The organism is Dactylosporangium sp. NPDC051087 (assembly GCF_055586325.1).
Window position 1 is genome coordinate 82703 of sequence record NZ_JBVJIJ010000040.1, and the last position, 7901, is coordinate 90603.

7 protein-coding genes and 1 pseudogene are annotated in these 7901 nt (G+C 70.8%); 3 read left to right on the forward strand and 5 right to left on the reverse strand.

Features of this window, described 5'->3' with window-relative positions; all coding sequences use genetic code 11:
- The first annotated feature begins 76 nt into the window (after positions 1–76).
- Positions 77–2302: a TerD family protein gene (locus tag ACZ6TV_RS48505; protein WP_465307263.1), complete on the forward strand. Its 2226-nt coding sequence runs from the start codon at positions 77–79 to the stop codon at positions 2300–2302.
- A gap of 33 nt (positions 2303–2335) precedes the next feature.
- On the opposite strand, the gene ACZ6TV_RS48510 is transcribed toward ACZ6TV_RS48505, so the two are convergent.
- The 4 genes from ACZ6TV_RS48510 to ACZ6TV_RS48525 all read right to left on the reverse strand — a co-directional run bounded on the left by ACZ6TV_RS48510 (position 2336) and on the right by ACZ6TV_RS48525 (position 5514).
- A complete protein-coding gene (locus ACZ6TV_RS48510; RefSeq protein ID WP_465307265.1) occupies positions 2336–3442 on the reverse strand; it encodes a hypothetical protein in 1107 nt (368 codons plus the stop codon).
- A 28-nt stretch (positions 3443–3470) separates the two neighbouring features.
- The gene (locus tag ACZ6TV_RS48515) at positions 3471–4307 is read right to left on the reverse strand and encodes a hypothetical protein (protein WP_465307267.1); all 837 of its coding nucleotides are present in this window, start codon (positions 4305–4307) and stop codon (positions 3471–3473) included.
- A gap of 370 nt (positions 4308–4677) precedes the next feature.
- Positions 4678–5235 carry a hypothetical protein gene (locus tag ACZ6TV_RS48520; RefSeq protein ID WP_465307269.1) on the reverse strand — a complete coding sequence of 186 codons (558 nt, stop codon included), beginning with the start codon at positions 5233–5235 and terminating at the stop codon, positions 4678–4680.
- Positions 5236–5289: 54 nt separating this feature from the next.
- Positions 5290–5514, reverse strand: coding sequence for a hypothetical protein (locus tag ACZ6TV_RS48525; protein WP_465307271.1), 225 nt, complete (start codon positions 5512–5514; stop codon positions 5290–5292).
- An 86-nt stretch (positions 5515–5600) separates the two neighbouring features.
- Here ACZ6TV_RS48525 and ACZ6TV_RS48530 point away from each other — a divergent pair, with 86 nt between their 5' ends.
- Together ACZ6TV_RS48530 and ACZ6TV_RS48535 are read left to right on the forward strand one after the other, a co-directional pair.
- A complete protein-coding gene (locus ACZ6TV_RS48530) occupies positions 5601–6119 on the forward strand; it encodes a SigE family RNA polymerase sigma factor (RefSeq protein WP_465307273.1) in 519 nt (172 codons plus the stop codon).
- Entirely contained in the window at positions 6119–7189 is a 1071-nt protein-coding gene (locus tag ACZ6TV_RS48535) for a TolB family protein (RefSeq protein ID WP_465307275.1), read from the forward strand. Before ACZ6TV_RS48530 ends, ACZ6TV_RS48535 begins: the two co-directional genes overlap by 1 nt.
- A gap of 319 nt (positions 7190–7508) precedes the next feature.
- Here ACZ6TV_RS48535 and ACZ6TV_RS48540 read toward each other — a convergent pair.
- Positions 7509–7779 (reverse strand): annotated as a pseudogene (locus tag ACZ6TV_RS48540) (transposase); the annotation flags it as partial.
- Between the last annotated feature and the right edge of the window lie 122 nt (positions 7780–7901).

Here is a 7901-nt window from a genome sequence, read left to right on the forward strand (position 1 = left end):
AGATCCGCTCCGCTCTTCAGCGATGATTTCGCATGCGTGGTTTCGCCCGGCATTCTCCCGGGCCGATACTGCCCCGATGGAGGTCCCGAGCATTCTCAAAGGCGCCAATCTCGAACTTCCCGCAGAGGCCGACGGCCTGCAGATAGTCGTAGGGTGGCAGGATTCCTCGAACGACCGTGCGATCGACGCGTCCGCATTGTTACTGGCCGGCGGAAAGGTCCGCTCGGACGCTGACTTCGTCTTCTACAACCAGCCGACCTCTGCGGACGGATCGGTGCGCCACCTCGGTGCGAGCGTCACGGAGGAGGGTGTCCAGGAGCGGATCGCGGTCGATCTCGAATCGGTGCCCACCGATGTCGATGCCATCGTCATCGCGGCGAGCCTCGATCGGGGTTCGTTCGGCGAACTGAGCGGAATGCATCTCGTGGCGGTGGACGACGCGGGAACACCGATCGTCAGGTACGACATCACCGACGCGAGCGTCGAGACCGCGTTCGTGTTCGGCGAGGTGTACCGGCGAAACGGCGCCTGGAAGGTCCGCGCCGTCGGGCAGGGCTGGGACTCCGGTCTCGCGGGCCTCGCTACCTCCTTCGGCGTCAGCATCGACGACGATCCAACCTCCGATGACGGCGATCCCACCGCCGATGACGGCGATCCCATCGCCGTCGGTGAGTCCGCCGACGACGCGGACTTCGCCCCGGTCGACATGGAATACATCGCCGTCGAAGATCCGTCCCTGGCTGGCGATTCCACCGCGGCGGACGATGCCGCCGGGATCGACGACGCCGCCGGGATCGACGGTTCCGTCGGTGACGACGCGGACTTCGGCGCCGAGGGGTCCGCTCCGATCCTCGACGAGACGACCTCCGTGCTGGACGAGAGCCCGGCGGAGCTGCTGGACGAGGCGGGCGCGGAGCCGCAGGACGAGGCGCCGCCCGTCACCGCCCCACGGGCGAAGGCGGTGCGCACCAGGCAACCCAGGACCACCAGGATCACCCCGCCGAAACCCGTCCTGGCCGGCGACTCGACCTGGCAGGCGGCCCGGCTCTTCTCGGTCGCCGGTGTCGGCGCCGCCGAGGAGCAGGAGAAGCGGGCCACGTCGGCGCTGCTGGCGACCATGTACGCGGTCCGCCCGTTCGCCCGTGGCATCGTCGCCCGGCTCGGCGCCCCCGCCGGCACGGTGGAGACGTTCGCCGAGGTGCGGTTCGAGCTGGACGACAAGAAGGTCATCCCGGACGGCGTCATCAGGGTCGCGCGCGGCAGCCGCCTGTGGACCTGCCTGCTGGAGGTCAAGACCGGCACCTCCCAGCTGGGCCGCGACCAGGTCGAGAAGTACCTCGACGTGGCCCGGATCCGCGGCTACGACGCGGTCGTCACCCTGTCCAACGAGATCGCCCCCGGCGCGGGCGAGCACCCTGTCGACGTCGACAAGCGCAAGCTCCGCAAGGTCGGCATGCTGCACCTGTCATGGGCCGAGGTCCTGCAGGAGGCCCGGATGGTGCTGGACCACCGCGGCGTCGAGACGCCGATGCAGGCCTGGATCCTGTCCGAGTTCATCAAATATCTGCAGCACCCCCGCTCCGGTGCGTCCGGCTTCGACGACATGGGTCCCGCGTGGGTGTCGGTACGGGACTCGGCAATCGCCAGCACGCTGCGGGCCACCGACCGCAAGGTGCCCCCGGTCGCCGGCGCGTGGCTGCGCCTGGTGCGGTTCCTGTGCCTGAAGCTCACCGCCGAGCTCGGGGTCACGGTCACCAGCCCGATTCCTCGCCGGCTCGCCGTGGACCCCGCCGAGCGGCAGCGCACGGTCGTCTCGAAGCTCGCGCAACAGAAGGTCCTCGACGCGACCCTGAAGATCCCGGGCGCCGCCGGCCTGGTCACGATCTCCGCCAACCTGCAGCTCAAGCAGGTCAAGGTGGCGATCCAGATCGCCGCTCCGCAGGACAGCACCGCCCAGCGGAAGGTGGCCTGGCTGCTTCGGCAGCTCGACAAGGCGCCGAACGACGTCGTGGTCGAGGTCGGCTTCGCGGGCCATGCCGAGACCACCTGCGAGCAGCTCGGCGCCGTCCGGGCGAAGCCGGCGATCCTGATCGCCGACCGCTCGCTGGAGATCACCACGTTCAAGCTCAGCCGCCGCACCCCGATGGGCCTGCAACGCTCCGGCGTCAAGGGCGGCTTCGTGAACAGCGTCATCAAGGCCTTCGACGTCTTCTACAGCACCGTCGTGCAGGGCCTGAAGCCGTGGCCGGCGCCCGCCCCGCAGCTGCCGGACGAAGCCGTGACCTTCGACGACGAGCGCTGATCAGGTCAGGACCGGCTCCGCGGTCGAGGATCGTCAGCGGTTGCGGAGCCGGTCCAGCAGCGAGCGGGACCCGGTGCGCTGCTTGACGAGCGGCACCCGTGGCCGGTCCGCGGCGGTGGGGGCCAGGCCGCGGGTGCGCAGCTCGGCCCAGATCCACGGCGGGCACAGGCCCCGGTAGCTGCGGAACTCCTCCAGCGGCACCCGGGTCGGCCGCAGCTGCAGCCAGCTGTCCTTGGTCAGCACCCCGTGGCAGCGTTCCAGCGGCAGCGCCAGGAAGCCGTCGGAGCGGGACCTGTCCTGGCTGGTGATCTTCAGGACGTCGGCGCCGGTGGTGTCCGCCGTCAGGACCAGCACCGGCCGGTCCTTGCCCTCGTCGTCGTCCTCCTCGAACACCACGAACGCGTTCCACACCTCGTGCGTCTTCGGCATCCGTTCCGCCGCCGCCCGAGGTGTACGGGGAGCCCGCGGCTCCTCGGCGGGGCGCACCCGGCGCAGCACCCCGATCGTCAGGGTGGCTCCGGCGAGGGCGAGCAGCGGCAGTACCAGCAGCATCAACGCCACCGTCGTCGGCGACGCGGTCCCGGGGTCACCGGCGACCGGGACGTGGTTGACGGCGGCCCACGCTCCGACCAGCCCGGCGGCCGCGAGGATCACGCCGGCCCGGACGAACAGGTGCACGCTGCCGTCCATGTCGGCGAACTGCCACACCGCGGTGCACACGACCAGCGCGCCGAGCGTGACGGCGCCGCCGGTCCAGAAGTCGAAGACCCGGAAGCCCAGCGCGTACGCGGCACACTTCGCGAGCACGCAGGCGGCCAGCAGGACCCCGGCGCGGACGAAGATCTGTCCGGCGGTGTTCTCGCCGGGCGTACGGAAGCGGCGGCCGAGCACCAGCGCGACGACCGGCGCCGCGACCAGCCCCGGCCAGATCGCGCCCGCGCCGCTGTGCCCGAGCAGCACGTCGGCGGGGAGCCCGATGACGGCCGCCCCGCCGAACCACGCCGCCACCACGATCGGCAGCAGCACCCACCCGACCGGGGTGGCGAGCAGCGCCCGCGAGTCCCACGCGATCACGCCCACGAGACCGAGCCCGATCACCGCGGCGATGACCACCAGCGCCCCGCTCCCGTCCAGCATCATCCACGCTCCTCCATGTGTGCCCCCGTGGTCACTCTTGCATGGTGGCCCATCGGCAGCCGCGCGACTCCGCCTGGGCCGGCGTGGCGTACTCCACGTTGAACCGGCGGGTCGGCGGCGCCGCGTCACCCGGCCCGTCGCGGAACAGCACCACCAGGCCCCGCAGCGACCCGTCGCCGCTGACCCGGATGCAGCGCTCGGTGTCCTTCAGGTACTCCAGCGAGAACCACCGCGAGATCGCCGAGATCCGCACGCAGCAGACCGCCGGCACGGGAGTCGGGATCGGCATGGTGTGGTAGTCCTGGACCAGGAACACCCCGCCCGGCGTGTCCGCGGAGACGATGAGGTCCTGCCCCTCCTGCGTCTGCAGGTCGTAGATCGTCCCGAGCATCGCGTACCCCTTGGCGTTCGTGCTCGACGCCACGAACCGCACCGGCGAGTTGAACGCGTGCGGCGTGATCACCCCCGCCGACTGCCGGAAGATGATCTGATACGCCGGGCTGCCGCTGTAGGTCGTGGTGTTGGCCGTGTACGTGCCGAGCGGCAGGTAATGGTTGTTGAGCGCGATGAAGTCCATCTTCGCCCCGGCCTGCACGCTGACCTGCGTCGACCCGGTCTGCGCCAGCCGCACCCCGCTCCTGGTGATGCTCAGGTCCTCGTCGCCGCCCTGGTACGGGTGCACGAACACCGCGTTCCACCGCGGGACGGTCACGTTGAAACTCCACTCCCACGGGCTGAACGTGTTGTTGGGCACGTCCTGCGTCAGCGGCAACGCGGCGTGCGCCGCCGACGGTGTACCGGCCACGACCAGCGCCGAGCAGAGCCCTGCCAGCACCACCTGCCCGAGCCGCCTCATCCTGAATGACATAGACCCTCCTCGAAGCGATGGCTTCCAGCGCACCACGCGGAGCCCGCGCGCCGACAGGTCACTCACCGATACAGGAACCGATCACTTTCACCGGCCCGGCGCAGGACCCGCCCATGCGGCTGCTGCGCTGGTCGACCGGCCTGCTGTCCGCGCGGCGGGCCGAGTGGGGCCAGGCCATGCTCGGCGAGCTCGCCCACCTCGACGGCCGCCGGCGGCGGCTGCACTTCGCGCTCGGCTGCACCGGCGCCGCGCTGATCATGCCCCCGTGGGGCCGCGCCGCCGCCGGCCGCTGGGCGGCGATCGCCGTCACCGCGGGCAGCCTCGCCGTCCACGCCCGCCGGACCGTCCACTACCACCTGGGGCCTCCAGCTCAGCGGCCGCTGACCCGCCACCGACCTCGCGGGCGCCCCGTCGCCAGCAGGGGATGGGGCAGGTCCCGGACGGCCTCCTCGGTGGGCGTCTCACCGTCCGGCAACCCGTCCGGAATGGACTGCGTGTACAGCGCGGCCAGCGCCGGCCACCATTCGCGATGGCGATTCAGCACCTCACGGAGAATAGGACTGCTGAGCAGCATGTACCGCGGCCAGCGATGCCAATCCTGGGAGAACTCGGCCTCCGGCATCAACTTCGTCGCCGTCAGGTTGTAGTCGAGCAGGTCGGCCAGCATCTCGGCCATGGTCTCGGCGACCACCCGGTCCGGATTGCCGGGGCCGCAGGTCCTGTTGCTGAAGAAGTACGGCCGGAGGTGCGGCTTCTCGACGAGGCCACCGTGCCACGTGTGGGACAGCTCAAGAATGTCGCGGATCAACCCGACCCTTGCGATCGAGTTACTGACCTTGGTCTGCCGCGCCAGGTCCCGGGTCTGCCGCGCCACGAACAACAGCGAAAGGACGATCGACGCAACACTCAGCACCCCGGCAAAATCCATGCTGCCACCCTGTGATCGAGCGTCACCGCATAGTAATCGATGAATGCAAAAGGATCAGAAGGTGTCCCGGTCGTAGATGGCACGCGGCCAGGGCTGCATCACCTCCGGCAACCGGGCCGGGACGCTGAGGAAGATGCTGCCGTCCGGCTCGAGCCGGCGATCGGGGAGCAGCGCGGGCAGGGCCTCCGGCAGGACCGGCACCGACCGCCCGACCGGTTCGGGGTCGCCGTGCAACGCGAGGTGTCGCCATGCGTCCCAGGCCAGCGGGACCGGCCGCACCGCCTGGGTCCGGACACCCGGTGCGGATTGAGTGCAAAGTTTCCGGCACTTTTGGCGTCTGAGGGGGGGTGAAGGAGGTACCCGTCGTGCAGAACCCACTGGAGGCCGAGTTCTCGGCCTTCGTCGAGCAGCGCGCGCATGCGTTGCTGAAGACGGCGTACGCGCTGACCGGCGACCGGCACGCCGCTGAGGACCTCGTGCAGACCGCCCTGGCGAAGGCGTTCGCACGGTGGCGGCGGATCGACGAGCCGGAGCCCTACCTGCGGCGCATGATCTACAACGAGTTCGCGTCCGGGTGGCGCAGCCGGCGCCGGCAGGCCGAGGTGTCGGTGGCGGAGCCGCCGGAGCGGGCCGCTTCCCGATACCTGGAGACCGACACCGCGCTGCGGCTGCTGCTGCGTGACGCGTTGCAGACGCTGCCACCCCGGCAGCGGGCGGTGCTGATCCTGCGGTACTTCGAGGACCGCAGCGTCGAGGAGACCGCGGAGATCCTCTCCTGCCGCCGGGGCACGGTGGCCAGCCAGGCCTCGCGGGGGCTGGCCAAGCTGCGCGAACTCGTGCCGCAGCTCGACTGGAGCGAAGATTTCGTGGAAGGACGGCACTGATGCGCTTCGAAGAGCTGCTCCACGAGACGATCGACGAGATGTCCGGCGAGCTGCGCGAGCCGTCCGCCGGGCTCGCCGCGCGCAGCATGGTCGAGGGCCGGCGCATCCGGCGCAACCGCAGGCTGGCCGCGACCGGCGGCGCGGTCCTGGCGGTGATCGCCGTCGTGCTGCCCTGGGCGGTCCTGTCCCGCCCCGGCGTCGTGCCCCCGCCACCTGCGGCCGCCGGATCGAGCCGGCCGCAGGCCCAGTTGACCACGCAGGTGCCGAGCCCCAGGACCCCCGATGGACTGCCCGGAGGCTGGGTCGTCATCGAGAAGGGGGACCAGGTGCTGGAGCGGTCCAGCGGTCGGTACATCTCCGTGCGCAACCAGGGCCAGCCGGCCCCGACCGGCGACCGGCTCCTGGTCAGGCCCGGTCCGAGCGAGGCCAAGGTGACGGACGTGCGTGGCGGCCACCCGGTGACCGTCGAGCCGGCCGGCTTCATCGGCACGTACAGCTGGTCACCGACCGGCGACCGGCTCGTCGGCGGGCTGACCCGGAAGGATCCGTTCAAGGTCGGCTTCGGGGTGATCGACGCGCGCACGGGCAAGGTGCGCACGCAGTGGATCGACGCGGACAGGTACCCCTGCAGCCGGTGCTTCTTCACCTGGACGCGGGACGGCAAGGAGATCGTCATGGCCGTCGCCTACCGCTCGGAAGGTGGTGCCCTGGAGCAGGTCACCGGCCTGCAGCTGTTCGACGCCGAGACCGGTGAGCCCACCAGGTCGCTGCCGGTGACCGCGATGCCGGCCGGGCCGTTCGCCTGGTCGCCCGACGGGCGGTACGTCGTCGCCGGTCCCGAACCCGGAGAGTCGGACGGTCCGAACGGTACGACGACCAACTGGTCGCGGTTCGACGTGCTCACCGGGCAGCGGGTGGAGTTCCCGTTCGCCGCCGTGTGGGTGAGCGACGACGTGCTGCTCACCGGCCGGGACGGCGAGGTGCGCACCCTGACCCGCGACGGCGCGGTGACCAGGACCACGGCCGTCGGCGCCCCGAGCGACAGGACCATCACCCTCGGCCCGCCGTAGCGGGCCGCAACGAGCGTCAGCGGGGCACGGCGTCCTGCGCCGTGACCGCGGCCATCAGCGCCCGGTACTCGGCCGGCTCCAGATCACCGGTCAGCAACCGGTCGACCGCCCTCGCCTCCCGGCGGGCCAGATACGTGCCCGCCGGGCGTGGCGCCGGCAGTGGGCCGAACCGGGCGGCCGCGACCAGCTGTTTGGTATCGGCAGCCTGACCGGGCGTGATCCGCGTGGCGCGCCCTTCGTGGTCAGTCCCCCGCGGGAGCGACCAGGCCCTGCCGCGCCTGAGAATCTGCCGGATCGAGCCCCTTTTTACGAGCGCCTGCTGCCGCAGACGAGCCCACGTACCGTCCTCAGCCCACCGCCGGAACCGTAGATGCGCCGTCCTCCACGGCCCGTACCGCTCCGGCATGTCCCGCCACGGCGAACCGGTCGCTTCACCCGACAGATCCCGTTGATCATCTGCCGATGATCACGCCAACGGCCGCCGCGCCCGCCCTGCTTAGGCAGCGACGGCTCGAGATCGCCCACTCACGATCGGTTAGATCGAAACGCGCTACCCGTACAACGACCCAGTCCCAAGATCCGCTAGTCACTGCCTAGCCCTCGGACCGCGACAGAGGCTAGGTGACTGGTGTTAAACGATGGTCTGGCCCGGAGGGCCAGACCATCGTTGTCGTCTTGCGGGGTGGGGTTCGGCGGCGGGTTGAGGTTGGGT

Excerpts from the sequence above, each read along its gene's own strand:
- ACZ6TV_RS48505 (WP_465307263.1), top strand. The coding sequence starts at position 77 with ATGGAGGTCCCGAGCATTCTCAAAGGCGCCAATCTCGAACTTCCCGCA.
- ACZ6TV_RS48510 (WP_465307265.1), bottom strand. The coding sequence starts at position 3,442 with ATGATGCTGGACGGGAGCGGGGCGCTGGTGGTCATCGCCGCGGTGATC.
- ACZ6TV_RS48515 (WP_465307267.1), bottom strand. The coding sequence starts at position 4,307 with ATGTCATTCAGGATGAGGCGGCTCGGGCAGGTGGTGCTGGCAGGGCTC.
- ACZ6TV_RS48520 (WP_465307269.1), bottom strand. The coding sequence starts at position 5,235 with ATGGATTTTGCCGGGGTGCTGAGTGTTGCGTCGATCGTCCTTTCGCTG.
- ACZ6TV_RS48535 (WP_465307275.1), top strand. The coding sequence starts at position 6,119 with ATGCGCTTCGAAGAGCTGCTCCACGAGACGATCGACGAGATGTCCGGC.